Source organism: Thioclava kandeliae (assembly GCF_040297545.1).
Classification (GTDB): Bacteria; Pseudomonadota; Alphaproteobacteria; order Rhodobacterales; family Rhodobacteraceae; genus Thioclava; species Thioclava kandeliae.
The window spans coordinates 251,548-269,052 of the sequence record NZ_JAYWLC010000003.1 but is presented as its reverse complement, the minus strand read 5'-3'; the positions used below and the strand labels follow the sequence as shown (position 1 = coordinate 269,052).

The 17,505-nt window shown below is 61.9% G+C and carries 11 protein-coding genes; 6 read left to right on the top strand and 5 right to left on the bottom strand.

What is annotated here, in order from left to right; genetic code table 11:
• Positions 1-35: 35 nt before the first annotated feature.
• Positions 36-770, bottom strand: a complete 735-nt coding sequence (locus tag VSX56_RS05845; RefSeq protein ID WP_350935541.1) for a hypothetical protein — start codon at positions 768-770, stop codon at positions 36-38.
• A 250-nt stretch (positions 771-1,020) separates the two neighbouring features.
• On the opposite strand from VSX56_RS05845, the gene VSX56_RS05840 reads away from it, so the two are divergent.
• Both VSX56_RS05840 and mprF read left to right on the top strand, forming a co-directional pair.
• Positions 1,021-5,682: a beta strand repeat-containing protein gene (locus VSX56_RS05840; protein ID WP_350935539.1), complete on the top strand. Its 4,662-nt coding sequence runs from the start codon at positions 1,021-1,023 to the stop codon at positions 5,680-5,682.
• 182 nt (positions 5,683-5,864) lie between these two features.
• Positions 5,865-8,414 (top strand): bifunctional lysylphosphatidylglycerol flippase/synthetase MprF, encoded by a 2,550-nt coding sequence (mprF, locus tag VSX56_RS05835; RefSeq protein ID WP_350935537.1) that lies wholly within the window; start codon positions 5,865-5,867, stop codon positions 8,412-8,414.
• Between the two features lie 65 nt (positions 8,415-8,479).
• Here mprF and VSX56_RS05830 read toward each other — a convergent pair whose 3' ends face one another.
• The 3 genes from VSX56_RS05830 to VSX56_RS05820 all read right to left on the bottom strand — a co-directional run bounded on the left by VSX56_RS05830 (position 8,480) and on the right by VSX56_RS05820 (position 11,540).
• Entirely contained in the window at positions 8,480-10,018 is a 1,539-nt protein-coding gene (locus tag VSX56_RS05830; RefSeq protein ID WP_339115027.1) for a tripartite tricarboxylate transporter permease, read from the bottom strand.
• 10 nt (positions 10,019-10,028) lie between these two features.
• Entirely contained in the window at positions 10,029-10,460 is a 432-nt protein-coding gene (locus VSX56_RS05825) for a tripartite tricarboxylate transporter TctB family protein (RefSeq protein WP_350935534.1), read from the bottom strand.
• Positions 10,461-10,553: 93 nt separating this feature from the next.
• Positions 10,554-11,540, bottom strand: coding sequence for a Bug family tripartite tricarboxylate transporter substrate binding protein (locus VSX56_RS05820; protein ID WP_339115029.1), 987 nt, complete (start codon positions 11,538-11,540; stop codon positions 10,554-10,556).
• A 192-nt stretch (positions 11,541-11,732) separates the two neighbouring features.
• On the opposite strand from VSX56_RS05820, the gene VSX56_RS05815 reads away from it, so the two are divergent.
• From VSX56_RS05815 to VSX56_RS05800, 4 genes are all read left to right on the top strand, one after another.
• A complete protein-coding gene (locus tag VSX56_RS05815; RefSeq protein ID WP_350935531.1) occupies positions 11,733-12,404 on the top strand; it encodes a response regulator transcription factor in 672 nt (223 codons plus the stop codon).
• Positions 12,397-13,809 (top strand): sensor histidine kinase, encoded by a 1,413-nt coding sequence (locus tag VSX56_RS05810; RefSeq protein ID WP_339115031.1) that lies wholly within the window; start codon positions 12,397-12,399, stop codon positions 13,807-13,809. The genes VSX56_RS05815 and VSX56_RS05810 overlap by 8 nt, the downstream gene beginning before the upstream one ends.
• Positions 13,806-14,840 carry an ABC transporter substrate-binding protein gene (locus VSX56_RS05805; RefSeq protein ID WP_339115032.1) on the top strand — a complete coding sequence of 345 codons (1,035 nt, stop codon included), beginning with the start codon at positions 13,806-13,808 and terminating at the stop codon, positions 14,838-14,840. Before VSX56_RS05810 ends, VSX56_RS05805 begins: the two co-directional genes overlap by 4 nt.
• An 84-nt stretch (positions 14,841-14,924) precedes the next feature.
• Complete coding sequence (locus VSX56_RS05800; protein WP_350935528.1) at positions 14,925-16,343, top strand: hypothetical protein; 1,419 nt, start codon at positions 14,925-14,927, stop codon at positions 16,341-16,343.
• A gap of 27 nt (positions 16,344-16,370) precedes the next feature.
• Here VSX56_RS05800 and ispG read toward each other — a convergent pair whose 3' ends face one another.
• Positions 16,371-17,501, bottom strand: coding sequence for a flavodoxin-dependent (E)-4-hydroxy-3-methylbut-2-enyl-diphosphate synthase (ispG, locus tag VSX56_RS05795; RefSeq protein WP_339115034.1), 1,131 nt, complete (start codon positions 17,499-17,501; stop codon positions 16,371-16,373).
• Positions 17,502-17,505 lie beyond the last annotated feature (4 nt).

The window sequence follows — 17,505 nt, the reverse complement described above, 5'->3', positions numbered from 1 at the left end:
CGGATCTAGGCACACAGACGCAAAACGTCCAGCACCTAGAATGTGGACCAGAGCGCAAGTTTCAATCTTGGCTCCTGCCCATCAGCCAGCGGCGCCACCATGCCGATCTGCAACTGGGCGCGCCGGAAGTCTTTCACCAGAGACACTGCAAGGCTGCTCGAGAGATCGTCATTCTCGGGCTTGTAAAGCAGGAGTTGCCCGAACCCCATCCAGTCCTGCCGTAGATGCCACCCGACCGTCAGATCAAGCTTGGAGAAGCTCTGCGAGGGCAGGTGGCTCGGGTCGGGGAGCGTCATCGGGTCGATCCCTTCGGCAGCGGGGTCATAGGTGACAGTCTCGGGCGCGCGCATATGGCGGAACTCGGCGGCCAGCCAGCCATTCTTGCGCCAGAGCGGATCGGTGAAGCCCATCCCCCAGTTGAGCCCGACCCCATACATCTGAACGCCCTCGCCATCGAGCTTTCGCTCGCCGATCCATGTGCCAAGAGACAGCTTCTGATGCCTCTCGGGCGGCAGGAGCGGGATCTGCCATCCCAGCCAGATCTCCTCGGATTTCTCGCCACGCCCGTACTCGAGCACGAGCGTATTGCGCGCGCTTAGCCCATATTCGGCATAAAGGCTGGTCCATTGTGCCTCCCGCCCTGCGAATTCATGTCCGAAGGACAGAAAAGCGGTGCCTTTCTCGCGCATCCACGGGCCCGCGCCCGCAGGTTTCGCGAGACAGAGTGTCGTCAGACAGAGCGCAATCGTGGCAAGAAACGCGGTGTGCATTGCGAGAACCTCCCGTTCGGGCTGTCCACCCCCGCAGTCAGGGTCGCACAGACACCCCCGTTCACCAAGATTTATCTCGTTAAGGTTGTGCCCCAAGGGACTTGTATCGTTTGTCCGGCCTCTTTCCGTCGCGAATCCCATCAGAAGAAGACATCGGAAATCTCTAAAACCTAAAGGATATTTGAAGGCGGCGGTTCACCACTCCTTAAGTACGTTGCGCGATAGTCTCCGTGAAAAAGAGGAGACCAGTATGGCCGCTATCGGATATTCTTCCACCCTGACCGCAACGCAGATCCGCTCTCTGTCGAGTGATACCCTGAAGACGTGGGACAGTTCGGTAGCCTCCAGCCTGACGAAATCGCAACTAAGCGCGTTCTCGGCGACCCAGCTCTCGGCGTTGAGCGAGGAGGTCGTGTCCAATCTCAGCACCCAGCAGCTCTCCTATATCTCCTCGACGGCCATGTCGGGTATGACGCTTGCCCAGATCTCGAGTCTCTCGGACGAGCAGATGACGGGTTTCACCCGCTCGCAATTCGCCGCCATGTCGAGCGACCAGATCGCCGGCATGACCACCGACCAGATCGAGGCCCTGACACCCACGCAGCTGGCGGGTGCCACCGCCAAGCAGCTCTCCGCGATGTCCGCAGAGGCCATCGCCTCGTTCTCGACCGAGGATATCGCGGCGCTGAATTACGCCTCGGTCAGCGGGATCAGCACTGATGCGATCGAGAGCCTGTCGACCGATCAGGTCGCCTCTTTCGGCGCGACCCAACTCCGTGCGATGAAACCCGCGCAGATCGCGGCCCTCAGTGCCGAGCAATGGGCCGCGATGGATCCGGCCCGGATGAGCGCGCTGACCGCATCACAGCTGCGCTCCGTCTCGACAGAAATCCTTGCAGGCTTCAGCACCGACCAGATCGCCAATATCTCCGCCAGCGCAATCACCGGCCTGAGCAGTGACCAGTTTTCCAATCTGACGACCGACCAGATCGGCGCGCTGACCGCAGGGCAGGTGGCCACCCTCAGCAGTACACAGATCGGCGCGCTTGGCGTCAACGCGACGTCGCTGTCGACCAACGCGCTGAAAGCAATCAAGACTACCTCCATCTCGGGGTTGAAAACGGATGCGGTCTCGGCGCTGACCGCCGAGCAGATGGGCAGCTTCAAATCCGCCCAGATCGCGGCCATGAGCACCACGCAGGTCGCGTCCTTCACCACCGATCAGGTGGCCTCGATGCCCACGAGCTTCATCAAGAGCCTGTCGAGCAAGCAGATCAGCGCTTTGCCGCAAGACAGCATCGCCGTGATGTCCACAAGTCAGGTCGCCTCCATTGCGAGCGGCTCGATTTCCGGCCTGAAGACCTCACAGATCGGGGTCATGAGCACGGAGCAGATCCAGTCGCTGACGATCACGCAGATCTCGAAGCTGAGCGCCTCTCAGGTTGCGGCCATCCCCTCCGAGACCCTGTCCGCGCTCTCCACGAGCGCCATCGCGTCGATCAAATCGACCTCGCTGACGAGCCTTTCCGAGGACCAGCTCCAGTCCCTGACCACCGACCAGATCCAGTCCCTGACCTCGAAGCAGATCGCAGCTCTGCACACGACGCAGATCTCGAGCCTCGCGACCGAGCAGATCGGCGCGCTCGGCAGTTCGCAGATCGCGGCGCTGGGGGCAAAGCAGGTGGCAGCACTCTCGACAGAGGCCGTCTCCGCTCTGAGCGCGGAACAGTTCTCCGGCGTCGCTCTGGGGGCGATCAGCGGCCTGACCAGCGCCCAGATGCAGGTCGTGAGCGCGGATCAACTCGAATCACTTAGCAACTCGCAGTTAAAGAAACTGACGTCGGCGCAGGTCGCCAATATCTCGACGGACACCCTTGCAGCGCTGTCCACCGACAGCTTCGCCGCTCTGTCCAATGTCGCGATTGCGGGCCTCAGCACCGATCAGGTTGCGGCCCTCAGCACTGATCACATCTCCGCGTTGACCGCGGCGCAGACGGCGGCGATGAAATCGACCCAGATCGCCGCGCTCACCGGTGATCAGGTCGCGGCACTGGGCGAGACCCAGGTCGCGGCGTTGACCGGCACGCAGGTCGGGGCGCTTTCGGCGGAAATGATCGGCCAGCTGAGCGGAACCCAGATCGCGGCTTTGTCGGCAAAAGGAATTGCTGGGCTTAGCGTGGAGCAGATCGAGGCGCTGTCTACCGACCAGCTGGCGGCCTTTACCGAGACGCAGCTCTCGAAGCTGACTGCGACCCAGACCGCGGCTCTCTCGACAGAGGCAGTGCAATCCCTTGGCGCCGATGCGCTCTCGTCGATCAGCGCGGCCGGGATTTCGGGTCTGTCCACCGAAGCGATCGCGAGCCTTGATGAGACCCAGCTTGGCGCCCTGAGCACGACCCAGATCAAAGGGTTGAAAACCACCCAGATCGCGGCACTCAGCACCGCCCAGATCGCCGCGCTGTCGGAAGACCAGATCGGTGCCCTGACCTCTGGTCAGATCGCCGCGCTGGACGAGGATGTGGTGCAGGCGCTTTCGGCAGACCAGATTGCCGCGATCAGCGCCTCGGCGATCGCCGGTTTCACGGCGGACCAGATCGAGGGGCTGAACGAGACGCAGGTCAAGGCGCTGACCAGCAGTCAGCTTGCGGCCATCAGCGCCACGCAGGTCGCGGCCTTGAGCGGTGAGAGCCTCGCGGCGCTATCGCCTGAGACAATTTCGTCCATCAAGGCCGCATCGCTTGCGGGGATGTCCACCGATCAGCTGCAATCGCTGACCGGCGAGCAGGTCGAAGCGTTGACCACCAAGCAGGTCGCGGCACTGAAAGCCACCCATATCGCGGCCCTATCGGCCAGCCAGATCGAGGCGCTGACCGCCGACCAGATTGAGGCGCTTTCTGCCACCCAGATGGGTGCGTTTACCGCCGAAGGGTTGTCAGGCTTCAGCACCGACCAGATTGCGGCGATCGATTCCGCTGCCGTATCGGGGCTTACGGCGGATCAGGTCGAGGCTCTATCCATCGACCAGATTGCAGCCTTCAGCGACGATCAGGTCGCGGCCTTTACCGCAACCCAGGCGGGTGCGCTGACGGCAGGCATGATCGAGGCGATGTCGGATGATGCGATCGGCGGGTTGAGCGCCGCCGCGATCACCGCCCTTTCGACCGATGCGATCGAGGCCTTCGACAGTGCCAAGATGGATGCACTGACCACAACCCAGATCGGTGCCTTGACCGCCAAGCAGGTCGCTGCCCTGTCAAGCGCACAGGTTTCCGCGCTGTCGACGACGCAGATGGCCGCTTTTGGCGCGACCCAGGCATCGGGGCTAACGGAAGAAGTTGTGGGCTCGCTGAGCATCGAGCAGGTGGGCGCCTTGAGCGCGGCCGCAATAGGGGGGTTGGGAGAGGATCAGATTGCCGCGCTGGAGGATTCAAGCATTCTGGCCCTCACGACGACACAGATCTCTGGCCTGACAGCCGATCAGGTGAGCGCGATCAGCGACGGTGCTTTACAGCAGTTCTCTGCCGACCAGATCGAGGCGCTGAGTGCGAGCGCGATCTCAGGCATCAACACGGATGCGATTGCGCTGTTCAGCCAGAGCCAGATGGACAGTCTTAGCGCCACGCAGATTGCAGGGCTCAAATCGGCACAGCTGAATGCGATGCGTGACGACCAGATCAGCGGGCTGAGCACAACCCAAATTGCCGCGCTGACCTCGACGCAAATTGGCGGAATGGATGCCTCGGCGTTTGACCCGTTGACGGCGGACCAGATCGAAGCACTGAGTACCAGCGCGATCTCTGGGCTGACTGCCACGCAGATCTCGGGTCTTGAGGCGGACCAGATCGAGGGGTTGACCGAAACCCAGATTGCAGCAATGAGTGCCAGCCAGATCGGTGCCATCAGCTCCGAAGGTTTCGCGACATTCGATAGCGATAAGATCGCTGCGATCAGCAGCACGGCCTTCTCGGGTATTCCCGCAAGCACGATCTCGGCGCTGTCCTCCGACGAGATCGAGAACCTGACGACTGCACATATTTCGGCCATGAGCGCAAAACAGGTGGCTGCGCTCACCGAGACGCAGATTCCGCAAATGTCGGACGAGCAGTTGGCGGCGTTCAGCTCGACCCAGCTTGATGATCTGTCCCTCTCGGCGCTCGCCGCAATCTCCACTGATCAGATCGGGGCGCTCAAGGCGACCGCAGTGGCTGGATTTACCACGACCCAGATCACGTCTTTGAGCACCGCGCAGTTTGATGCCTTCACGGCCGAGCAGCTTGCCAATCTCACGGCCACCCAGATGTCTGCACTGACATCAGATCAGCTTGGCACGCTGTCGAGTGAGGATATCGCATCGATTTCGGCCAGTGCTATCTCGGGATTGCCGACAAGCGTGATTGCCAGTTTCGATAACGAGCAGATCGGCGCCCTCACTTCGGCGCAGATCGGCGGGCTGAGTTTCTATCAGGTTGCGGGGCTCGGAACCGATCAGGTCGCGGCACTCGAGACAACCCAGATCTCCGCTCTCAACGCACTTCAGATCGCAGCACTCGGGACAGAGAAGACCGCTGCATTGAGCACCGCTCAGATTGCAGCCATCGATCCTTCGGCCATCGCCGGGCTGTCGACCAAGCAGATTGCCAATCTCACTTCGGAGCAGGCAGAAGCTCTGACACCGGAGCAGGTGGCCGAACTCAGCGCAGAACAGGTCGCGGCTTTCAAAAACACCGCCTTAGCGACATTCTCGACAGATGATGTCTCGTCGATCAGCACCGACGGGCTTGCGGGCCTTTCTGCAACCAATCTTGCAGCTTTATCCTATACGCAGCTGCAATCCTTCACAAATACGCAGCTGGATGCGTTCAGCTCCAGTCAGATTGCCGATGTCGCTGCGGCCTATAAGGCTCTGGTTTAAGATGTAAGAAGCCTGTATTCGGGTCCTGAACGGGGCCGAATACAGGCCGCTTTCGGGGCCTCGGCCACCGCCACGGTATTTGCTGGTAACCGAAGTTATGTAATTCAACTCGAGAAATTTCAGGCATTGATCCACACGCCGTTTATGTGGCACATCACTTGACGACAAACGGATGAAGGCAAATGCCGATGATGCTGAAGCGGCTGCGCGGGGCGATGCCCTATATCGTTACAGCGGCCTTGTTCACTTTAGGTGCCTTCGCGCTTTACCGACTCCTGTCACATGTCAGCATGGCCGAGGTCGGACACCTGATCCGCGCCACACCCGCATCACATATCCTGCTGGCGCTTCTATGCACGGTCGGTGGCTATGCGGCGCTTGCGGGATATGACTGGTCGGCTTTGCGGTTTATTGGCCGCAAGCTTCCGTTGCCTATCGTGTTGGCCGGAAGCTTTCTTGGCTATTCGATCGGTAATACAGTCGGCGCCGGTCCCGTGACGGGTGGTGCCGTGCGCTATCGCATCTATTCCGCCATGGGGCTCTCGGCCTTCGACATTGCGGGGATTTCGCTCTTCTGCTCACTCTCCTTCGGGATTGGTGCTACATTGCTCGGGCTCGGCGCCCTGGCATGGCACCCGCATGCACTCGGTGCGGTGATTGCCGTGCCGGCGCACTGGATCCGCTGGGGCGCTATCGCCTTCGTGCTGTTCTCGCTGGTCATTCTGACCATCATGGCATGGCGCAGATCCGGTGTGAATCTGCGGGGCATATCGCTTCAGATGCCCGGACCGGCACTGTCCCTCGGTCAGTTTTTCTTCACGGCTGCAGAGACAATCCTTTCGGCAGCCACACTCTATATCCTGCTGCCCGCGGACCAGATCGGCTTCGCCACTTTCCTTGCGGTCTTCTCGGCGGCAGTCATGGCGGGCGTGCTTTCCCATGTGCCGGGCGGAGTGGGGGTTTTCGAGACGGTCATCGTGGCAGCCCTGCCCCATGCCATCCCGCCACAGGAGATCGCGGCGGGCCTGCTTCTTTACCGCTTCATCTATTATATCCTTCCCTTCACGCTCGCCCTCGCGATGTTGGCACTTGGCGAACTCCGCTTTGTCCGGCACAAGATCACAGGGCCGCTGGTACCGCTTTTTCAGGTAGGTCGTGCGCTGACGCCGCTGGCAATCTCTGCCATGACCTTTGTGATTGGCGGGGTGTTGATGATCTTGCCTCTCCTGCCACCCGCCGCGCCAATGGTCGATGATTTGGCCAATATGCTGCCGCGGATCTTCCTCGAAGGTGGCGTATTGATTTCAAGCGCGATCGGCGCCTGTCTCGTGGTGCTGGCACATGGGCTACTCCGCCGCCTATCGGGCGCTTGGTGGCTGACACAGGCGGCCTTGCTGGTGGCGCTGCTGGCCAGCCTGCCCCATCGCGGTCATTACGGTCCGTCGCTGGTGCTGGTGGCGGCCTGCGCCATCCTGCTGGCCACGCGGAGGGAGTTCCACCGCCGCACGCGGCTCACGCAGGATATTCTGGGGCCCCGCTGGTGCATCCTGATGTTCTGCCTTGCCCTTACACTTGTGATGACTCTGTTCCTGGCCCATGAAAGCGGCGCCGCCGGGGGCGACAGATGGTGGGACTGGGCGACCGTCCCAGAAGCCGCACGCGCCTTGCGTGCCGCTTTCATCAGTTTTCTCGTTATGGCGCTGCTGGTCGTTGGCTATGCCCTCAGACCTGGCCGCCTGCAGCATGGTTTACCTGGCCGTAGCGAACTCGCACGGGCTGCCGAGATCATCGACGGCCAAGCGGACCCCAAAGCCAATATCGCATTAAGTAATGATAAATACTTAATGTTTTCAGATAGCTTTAATAGCTTCTTAATGTATCGCATTCAGAGGGGAAGCTGGGTGGCGTTACACGAACCCGTTGGTCCTGAAGACGAGATATCGGGATTGCTTTGGGCCTTTCAGGACGCGGCCCATTCAGCAGGGGCGCAACCTCTTTTCTATGGGGTGCGTGAAAACTCCGCGCCGCGCTGGCCGGATATGGGGCTTGCGATGCACAGGCTGGGGGAAGAGGCCGTCTTGCCCCTTTCCCGCTTCGACCTAGAGGCGGAGCGTTATCATGGATTGCGTGAGGCTTATCACCGTGCCTGCGCCAGCGGCCTCTCGTTCGAGATCGTCAGCCCACCCCATTCCCCCGAGCGCCTTGCCCGGTTGCGGGAGATTTCTGATGCCTGGGGCGCGTGCCGCGTCAGCCTCGGAAAGCGGTTCTCGGTTGGGTATTTCTCCTCGGATTACCTCAACAGGATGCCGCTTGCGCTTGTCTCGTCGGGCGGCAGGATCGTGGGCTTTGCCGTGTTCTGGACGACTTCGGCCAGATCGCGCGCCTCGGTCGATCTGATCCGCTATCTTCCCGAATGCGATGGCGATTTTACGACCTTCCTGCTGACGGGCCTCTGTCTCCATTGCAAGGCCGAAGGATATCAGAGTGTCCTTCTCGGGACCGTGGCCCTGTCGGGGCTTGAGACGCCGCGCGGTGTGCGCCTGTCCAACCGGCTCGGCGCATTCATCGCCCGTCATGGCGTTTCATTCGAGGAAATGGCTCGCCTGCGCCAGCGTCTGGAGCAGTTCTCTCCTGATTGGGAGCCGCTTTTCCTTGCGCTCCCGCCCCGTGCCAATGCCAAAACGACCGCCACCGATCTTCTGGCTCTGATCAACGGGCCGCATCCGGAGTGAACGCCGGATAGAATAAGGGCCACCGGATCGCTCCGGTGGCCCTCGTTACGCTCGTCGCGCGATGGTCAGTCCTTGATCGAACCGATCTCGTCCTTGCGCTCGTGGATACCGGCCTTGACCTTGCGCCCCACGATGATCGGCATTGCGAAACCGATGAGCGCGATCACCCAAAGCGCGATCGAGAGAGGGCTGTCGATCAGGGTGAACCAGTTGCCATTGTCGATTTCCACGGCACGGCGCAGGTTGTTTTCCATCGCATTTCCCAGAAGCGTGCCGAGGATGATCGGGACCAGCGGGATGTCGAGCTTGCGCAGGATCCAGCCTGCCACGCCGAAGCCGATCATTACCAGAAGATCGAAACTGGAGCCGGAGATCCCGTAGATCCCCACGAAGGACACCATAGCCACAACCGGCATCAGGACCTTTGGCGGGATCAGCAGCAGACGGGTGAACAGGCCCACCATCGGGATATTCAGTGCAAGAAGCATGAAGTTCGCGATGAAGAGCGCAGCGATCAGGCCCCAGACGACATCGGGATTGTTGGCAAATAGTAGCGGACCCGGGGTGATGTTGAGCGACAGAAGCACGGCCAGAAGCACGGCGGTCGTCCCCGAGCCGGGCACACCCAGCGCCAGCATCGGCACCAGCGCACCACCGGCTGCGGCATTGTTGCCAGCCTCGGGCGCTGCCACACCGCGCGGATCGCCTTTACCGAACGTCTTGTTCTTATCCGACATCCGCTTTTCGAGCGAATAGGCAAGGAAGGAGCCCAGCGAGGCACCCGCCCCCGGCAGAACGCCCGCGAGGAAACCCACGAAGGTCGAGCGCAGCATGGTCGGGGTGGTTTCCTTGACCATCTTCATCGGCGGCAGGATGCGACCGATTTTCAGGGCTTTGCCTTTTGCATCCGAACCACCGTGACGCTCTTCGAGGAAGATGAACACTTCCGAAAGTGCGAAAAGACCCACAATTGCTACGAGAAAATCGAGCCCGTCATAGAGATGGACCTCGCCGAAGGTGAAGCGCGGCACACCCGTTTGGGTATCCACGCCGATCATGGCAAGGCCAAGGCCGAGGGCCGCGGCAAAAGCGGATTTCGCCTGATTGGTCGAGCTGACACCACCGAGCGTCATGAAGGCCAGCGCGAAGAGCGCGAAATATTCGGCAGGTCCGAACAACAGCGCGATCTTCACCAGCTGCGGTGCCAGCACGATGAGGCCCCAGGTTGCGAAGAAAGAGCCCACGAAGGAGGCGATGCCCGAAATCGAGAGTGCCTCGCCCGCCATGCCTTTCTTGGCCATCGGGTGTCCGTCGAGACAGGTCATCATCGCAGGCTCGTCGCCCGGGATATTCAGCAAGATGGACGAGATCCGCCCGCCATACATCGCCCCGTAATAGACCGAGGTCAGCAGGATCAGCGAGGGCGTGGCCCCGAGGCCCAGCGTGAAGGCCAGCGGGATCAGGATCGCCACGCCATTCGACGGGCCAAGACCGGGCAGCGCGCCCATGATCGTGCCGAGGAAGCAGCCCATCAGCGCAAGCGCGAGGTTCTGCCATGTGAGAGCGACTGCAAAACCGTCGCCAAGTTGGGAAAGAAGATCCATAGGTGGCTCCTCAGAAACCGAGCGGGCCGCGCGCGAGCGACAGGCCGAGCACAAGATGGAAGATCACATAGATACCGACCGAGGTTCCGATCCCCGTGAGCACGGCCCAGAGGATCGCATTGCCAAGACGCCAACTGAGATAGGCAGCTGCAAAAGCGGTGGCAAAGACGAAACCGATGACCGGCAGCAACTCGGCATAGAGCACCATGACAACGACAGCGGCGGCAATCTCGGCGATACGCGCGAAGTTCGGCCATGCCGGATCGGGATCGGGCTTGAACGCGATGACGGCGCTCGAGATGCCGAGGATCGCGGCAATGATCAGCGGGAAGGCCTTGGGGCCTACGACATCCGACAGGAAGCTTTCCTCGATCACGGTTGCCGAATAGGCAAAGCCGATCGCCAGAAGCAGGCCGAAGATGCCGAAGATGCGGTCACTCATGACGATCTCCTTGCAAACAGACATGAATTGGGAGACGGGCGCCGCGTGGAAGCGGCGCCCGGGAGGACAGGGTCGGAAACGACCCCGGGAGGATTACTTGATGATCCCGATCTTGCGCGAGATCTCCTGGATCTCGGCGACGTTCTCTTTGACGAACGCGTCGAACTCCGCGCCTTGCAGATCGAGCGGTGCGATGCCGTTGGCTTCCATCGTGGTTTTCCACTCGTCGGAGGCATACATCTCACCGACTTTTTTCACCCAGCCGTTATAGGCCTCGTCCGACATGCCACCCGGTGCGTAGAACCCGCGCCAGTTGGCACCGATCGCATCCACGCCCTGCTCTTTCGCGGTGGGATAATCGGCAAATTCGCCTTCCAGACGCTCGGGAGCCAGCACGGCGATCACGCGGATATCGCCTGATTCGACGAAGCCCTTGGCCTCGGAAAGATCGCCGGTGAAGGCTTGGACCGATCCTGCCAGAAGCTGGGTCACAGCCTCGCCACCGCCATCGAAGGCGATATATTTGACCTTGCGGACATCCTCGATACCATAGGCATCGGCCGCGATCAGCACCTTGAGGTGATCCCAGCCGCCCACAGCAGAACCACCGGCAACCGAAATGCTGCGCGGATCTTCTTTTATCATATCAAGAAGTTGCGGCAGGTCTTTGATGTCGCTATTTTTGGCCACAGCGATCACGCCGTAATCGGCACCGATCGAGCCGACCCAGCGGACCTGATCGACGGTATTGCCCGGATAGGCGCCCTGCGCCAGACGGGTCGCGGTGGCCGAAGAGGCTGCAGTGATCAGGTCATCCGAGGTCGCGCGTTTGTTGACGACTTCGGCAAAGGCCACACCACCGCCGCCACCGGCGAGGTTGACGACCTGCATGGTCTTGTTGATCAGACCCAGATCCTGCAGGGTCTTGCCGACCTGACGGCAGGTGAAGTCCCAGCCGCCGCCCGGATTTGCGGGGGCGATGCATTCGGGGGCTTCGGGTTGGAAGTCCTGTGCGCCAGCGGCGAAAGTCGATGCACCGAGCACGGCGGCAGCAAGGGTCAGGCGGGTTGCCTTAAACATATGATTTCCTCCAGATTCCTATGCGGGCAGGCCCTCCAGCCCGGTCATCCGCATTCCCCGTGAGTCTGCGCTTTGCAGACCCCTCCTCTCGGGGGTAGAAGGAGACTAGCAATCGAACCTGTCACGAACCTGTCATTGCGCGGGGCCTGCGACAGGAAATGACAGCCACGAATAAAAAGGTTTAGCGGAAACATGCGCGTGTTGATGGTCGAAGACACCGAAGATCTGGCGGAAACCGTCGTCACGCGCTTTGCCAAATCCGGCATTGCCTGTGATCATGCGCCGACATTGGGCGATGCGCAGGATTTCCTGCGCGTGCAGCGCTATGATGCAATGGTGCTTGACCTCAACCTGCCCGACGGGTCCGGTCAGTCGTTGCTGCGCAGCCTGCGTGGGCGCGGCGACCGCCTGCCCATTCTGGTGTTGACCGCGCTTTATTCGGTGGATGATCGTGTGAATACGCTCGATCTGGGGGCCGATGACTATCTGGTCAAACCGTTTGATCAGCGCGAGCTGGAGGCCCGGCTTCGCGCCCTGATGCGCCGCGAGACCGAGCAGAAATCGGATGCGATCCGGTTTGGCCCGCTCCATTATTCCTCGGCGCAGATGAGTGGCACGCTGAATGGTCAGCGCCTAGCCCTCACACGGCGCGAGGCCACGCTTCTGGGTATATTCCTGCGCCATCCTGACCAGATCCTTGGTAAGGAGCGCCTCTATGACGGGCTCTTTACGCTGGAGGATGCCGATGTAGGGCTGAATGCGATCGAGCTTTACGTCGCGCGGCTGCGGCGCAAGCTGGCGGGGAGCGGCGTGGCGATCGCTACCGAACGCGGTATCGGCTACCGGATCACGCTGGATGGATAGGCCGCTCCACCGCTCCACTGGCTCGCTGCAGGGGCGTATTTTACGGGCGGTGATGTCGCTCATGCTTCTGGGTATGGTGCTCGTGGCCGCGACCGTCTGGATCAACGGTCGACAGGCGGCATGGGACAGTTATGACCGTCTCTTGCTCGGCGCCGCCAATGACATCGCGGAATCGATCTTTATCCAGAATGGACACCCCGTCGTCGATCTGCCGGTTTCAGCCTTCGAGCTGCTGGCGCAGGCGCGCGACGACCGGATCGCTTATGCCGTGCGCGGGCCGCATCACCAGCTGATCACCGGCTATGCCGATACGCCTTTTGCTGCGGATACGCGGCCTAACCGCAACGGAGAGCAGCTTTTCGATGCGCCTATGCAGGGCGAGCCGGCGCGCTATGTCGAGATCACCCGCCTCTTTGCCGAGCGGAATTTCTCGGGGGCTGTGCATATCTCCGTGGGACAGACCCTGCGCGCGCGCAAGGACATGACGCTGCATCTGGTCACCGATGCGCTCTGGCCTGCGGCGATTGCGGGGGTGCTGCTGCTGGTCTCGGCCTATGTCATCATCCATGTCGCGCTGCGTCCCGTGGAGAAGATCGCCGCTGATCTGGCCACCCGCGACCCCTATGACCTGACGCCTGTGCCCACAGAGAATGTCCCCGCCGAGATCGAGGTGATGCTGGCGGGCGTCAACCGTTTCATGGCGCGTCTCGAGCGACAACTCGAAATGATGCGCAACCTGATCTCCGATAGCGCCCATCAGCTGCGCACGCCCGTCGCCGCGATCCGTGCGCAGGCCGAGGCCATCCATGAGACCACCGATCCCGAGCTGCGCCAGCGCCAGATCGAGCGGCTCACACGGCGCACGCGCTCTCTGGGGCGGCTCCTCGACCAGCTACTGTCACGCGCCATGGTCACCCATCGCACCGACAGCATCCCCCGCGCACCGCTCGATCTACGGGATGTGGCGCTCGAGGTGCTGGAACACCATGACCACCGGCCCGAGCTGGATCTGCGCTTCGAGATCGGCCCCGACCCTGTCGTGGTGGCCGCCGATGCCTTCTCTTTGGAACAGGCGCTTGGTAATCTGGTGTCGAACGCGCTGACCCATGGCAAGGCGCCGGTGACCATCGGCACCGCATTGGAGGGCTCCCTCGCCTGCCTGTGGGTCGCCGATGCCGGACCGGGACCGGCAGAGGATCTGACCGACAGGCTGGGCCAGCGCTTTGCCCGTTCGCATGGCTCGGCCGAGGGCGGCTCGGGTATCGGGCTGTCGATCGTCTATGCGGTGGCCCATGCGTTCGGGGGCGGAATCCGGACCGAGCAGAGCGATCATGGCTTCCGCATCAGCCTTGTGCTGCCCGCAGCAAACCTGCACACCACCTCCTCCGAAAGCACCCCGCAATGACCCGTCTGGTGATCCTGCTCGTTTGGCTCTGTGCCGGTATGGCCCATGCCGAACCCGAGCTGCGCGGCACGATCGGGCATGGCCCGCAGCCCCTGCTGTTCCGCTCCAATACCGATCTTTCGATCATGGGGCCGGTAATCGAGGCTTTCACCGAAGCCAATCCGGATGTGACGGTGCAGTATGAGCAGTGGACGGCCAATGGCCTCTACGAGGCCGCCAGTGCCGCCTGCCGTGACGGGCGTCAGGGTGGCGATGTGGTGTTTTCATCGGCGGTCCAGCAGATGGTCGAGCTGGTCAATGGCGGATGCGCGCAGCCGCACCAGTCAGAGGCCACCCGCGCCCTGCCCGCCGCGCGGCGCTGGCGCGACGAGTTGTGGGGGTTGACCGAAGAGCCCTCGGTCATTGTCTATAACAAGCGGTTGATCCGCCCCGCGCAGGCACCGCGCGACCGGTTCCAGTTGCTAGATATGATGCGCCGCGAGGATGATCGCTGGTCTGGCCGCTTTGCGACCTATGATATCGAGCAGTCAGGTCTGGGCTATCTCTTCGCCTATAGCGACAGCCTCGAAGCCACCACGTTCGGGGCGCTCCTTGAGGGTTTTGCCCGCAGCAACGCGGTGGTCACCTGCTGCTCGGCGCAGATCATCGACGATGTGTCCTCGGGCAAATTCGCGCTGGCCTATAACATGCTCGGCTCCTATGTCATGAACCATCCCCGCCCGGATGTGGCGATGGTGCTGCCCGAGGATTACACGCTCTTCCTCTCGCGTGCCTATATGATCCCCAAACGTGCGCGCCATCCCGAAACGGCCAAACGGCTACTGGATTTCCTGCTCTCGGCAGACGGGCAGGAGGCGATCCGCGCCGCCGGTCTGATCTTCCCCGACGATCCGCAGGAAAACGGCCTTTTGCCAAGCGCGCGGCGCTTCATCGGCCTGTCACCGGCGCTGCTGGTGGCGCTTGACCACCATACACGGCGGCGGTTCTCCGATGTCTGGTCGGAAACCTTCACGCGCATCCCTGCGCCGTGATGCACAAAAGGCCGCACCCCCCACGATTGCACCCGCCCGAAAAGCTGACATAACAAACAAAACCTTTCCGACCCGAGATTTTCTATGCCTCTTTCTGCCCGAGCTGTATCCCGTCTGGACCGAGCCACCGGCCTTCTGGCGATCCTGATGATCGGCGGTCTCATCATAGGTCAGGTGGGCGAGAAATTCCTTCCCGTTCTCGGAGGCGTGACATGGATTGCGGCGGGCGCGGCCATCATGCTGGCAATCCTGCGTATCGGTGCGGTGCAGCGCATGGCGCAGATCTCTGCGGTCCTGTCGGTCGGGATTGCCATCGTCATCGCGCTCATGGTGCCCGAGGCGCTGCCGCGCATGGAAGGGGCGCTGTTCCAAGGCACGGCCTTCTCGGCGTTCCTGACCTCGCTTGGGCTGATCCGCGGGCCGGTGAGAGCCTCGAAACTGGTCGAACGCGCTGCAGCCCGGCTCTTTGCGGCCTCGGCCAGCAGGCGGGCCAGCGCCGTAACCTTCGGAGCACAGGGGCTTTCGGTGCTGTTCAATATCGGCACCATCGGCATGATGTCCGATATCGCCGAGAACCACGCCACCCATGCCAGGGCTCAGGGCCGCACACCGATCAACACCCGTGTGATGACGCTGAGCGCCCTGCGTGGCACCATCCTTGCCACCATCTGGAACCCGATCGGGGTCGGATTTGCCATCGTTACCACCGCCATTCCGGGGCTCGATCCGGCCGCCTTCCTGATGCTGGCTGTCGTCTCGGCGCTGGTCATCACGCTTGGCGGCCTGTTCGTGCTGCGCAGCGAAACGGCGCGCGATCATACGCCGGATCCCGATCTCGCGCAGGATATGAAAGGCGGGCGCGCGCTGGTCCTTATCCTGTCGGTGGTGCTGGGGCTCATTGTGGTAACGCTGGCGCTCCATCGGCTTCTGGAGATCAGCTTCCTCGTGGCGGCCTGTATGGTGCTGCCTGTCCTGTCTTGGGGCTGGCCCTTTGTGGAGCCCGGGATCCGCGCCGCCCTCAAAGGGACCGACCGGCTGAGCGGATTGGGCAAGGCCTCGGCCTCCATGGCCAACGAGGCCACGATCTTTCTGGCCGCCGCCGTGATTGGCGCTGGCATCTCGGTCGCCTTCAACAGTCTGGGTTGGGGTGCGGCACTGGGCGGGGCGGCGCTACCGGCCATCGCGCTGATCCTGGGCTGCCTCTATCTGGTGCCGCTCGCGGCCAGCCTCATGATCCCGCATTCCATCGTGGTGGTCATGATCGCCCAGCTTCTCGGGCCGGGCCCTGTGGGGGCGGAGCATCCATTGGCGCTGGGTCTGGGGCTGTGCCTTGCTTGGGCGATGGCGATCTCGGCCTCGCCCATCTCGGCCATGTCGATCATCACCGGCCGCCAGCTGGGCGTCACCCCTGCCCATGTGACCTTCGATCTCAACCGGCGCTTCACGCTTTTCGGGCTCGCGGCCTCGACCGTGCTTCTGGTGCTGACCTATCTCTTCTTGTGAAAAAGGGCGCCATAGGCGCCCTTTATATTATTCCGCGGCCTCTGCGGCCTTCTGTTCGGCATCGAGCTTCTCGGCCCGCTCCTCGACCAGTTCCACAATATGGTCGATCATCTGCTCATTGGACATCTTATGGCTCTGTTTGCCCGCCATATAGATCATGCCCGAGCCTGCGCCGCCGCCCGTGAAACCCAGATCGGTCATCAGCGCCTCGCCCGGACCGTTCACTACGCAGCCGATGATCGAGAGCGACATGGGCTGCTTGATATGCTCGAGCCGTTTTTCCAGCTCTTCCACCGTCTTGATGACGTTGAAGCCCTGACGGGCGCAGGACGGGCAGGAGATGATCTGCACGCCGCGGGTGCGCAGCCCCAGCGATTTCAGGATCTCGAAGCCGACCTTCACCTCTTCGACCGGATCGGCCGAAAGGCTCACGCGCAGCGTGTCGCCAATACCCATCCACAAAAGGTTCCCCAGACCGATGGCCGATTTCACCGTGCCCGCGGTCAGACCACCGGCTTCGGTGATCCCCAGATGGATCGGTGCATCGGTGACCTCGGCCAGCGCCTGATAGGCTGCGGCTGACAGGAAGACATCGGATGCCTTGCAGGAAATCTTGAACTCGTGGAAGTCGTTATCCTGAAGGAGCTTGATGTGGTCGAGCCCCGACTCGACCATGGCATCGGGGCAAGGCTCGCCATATTTCTCAAGAAGATGTTTCTCGAGCGAGCCCGCATTCACCCCGATCCGGATCGAGCAGCCATAATCCTTGGCGGCCTTCACCACCTCTTTCACGCGGCTCGCATCGCCGATATTGCCCGGATTGATCCGCAGGCAGGCGGCGCCGGCCTCGGCGGCCTCGATGGCGCGTTTATAGTGGAAATGGATATCGGCCACGATCGGCACGGGGCTCTCGCGGCAGATCTCGCGCAGCGCCTGCGTAGAGGCCTGATCGGGGGTCGAGACCCGCACGATATCGGCACCCACATCCGCGGCACGGATGATCTGGTCCAGCGTGGCCTTTACATCTGTAGTGTCCGTATTGGTCATCGTCTGCACCGAAATCGGCGCATCCCCGCCAACCGGCACATTGCCGACCATGATCTGACGGGATTTGCGGCGTTCGACGCTGCGCCACGGACGAACCGGGTTCAGGGACATTGGG